General features: G+C 46.8%; 1 protein-coding gene. It reads left to right on the forward strand.

Translation table 11 applies throughout. The annotated features are described in order from the left end of the window. Positions 1-125 precede the first annotated feature (125 nt). A partial coding sequence (locus NE664_12910) for an alpha amylase N-terminal ig-like domain-containing protein (protein ID MCQ4727534.1) occupies positions 126-571 on the forward strand: 446 nt, incomplete at its 3' end.

The following is a 571-nucleotide window of genomic DNA, read 5'->3' on the forward strand; positions in this document are numbered from 1 at the left end:
GTTGGAAGAAAACATGGGAACGGGCATGAAAAAATGAAGAAACTAAGAGCCTGCGGGGTTGTATATTCAGGCCTGATCAGATAAAATAGATACAGGAGTAAATTGAGAAAGGGAAGGATAAATATATGTGCTTCCAGGCAGAGGCGTTAAACAGAGAGGCGTTATTTACCGACGAGACAGAAAATTTCCGATTTCCCACAGAACCCGAGGCCGGAGACGACGTATACTTACGATTTCGAACAGCCAGGAATAAGGTGGATTATGTGTGTTATATAGAGGATGGCAGCAGCCTGAAAGAGGCCGTTATGGAGAAGACGGACTCCGATGGCCAGTTTGATTACTATGAATATAAAATTACAGTTGGCAGTGATAAACTCAGCTATAGCTTTAAAGTGGTAAAAGGAAGTGAGGACTGTTACTACAACCGGCTGGGTGCGACGATGGATAATCAGGAGAGCTTCCATTTCCGGATTGCTCCCGGGTTCAGCACTCCGGACTGGGCCAAGGGCGCCGTCATGTATCAGATCTATGTGGACCGGTTCTGCAACGGTGATCCGGCCAACGACGTTGT

The organism is Anaerotignum faecicola (genome assembly GCA_024460105.1).
Classification (GTDB): domain Bacteria; phylum Bacillota; class Clostridia; order Lachnospirales; family Anaerotignaceae; genus JANFXS01.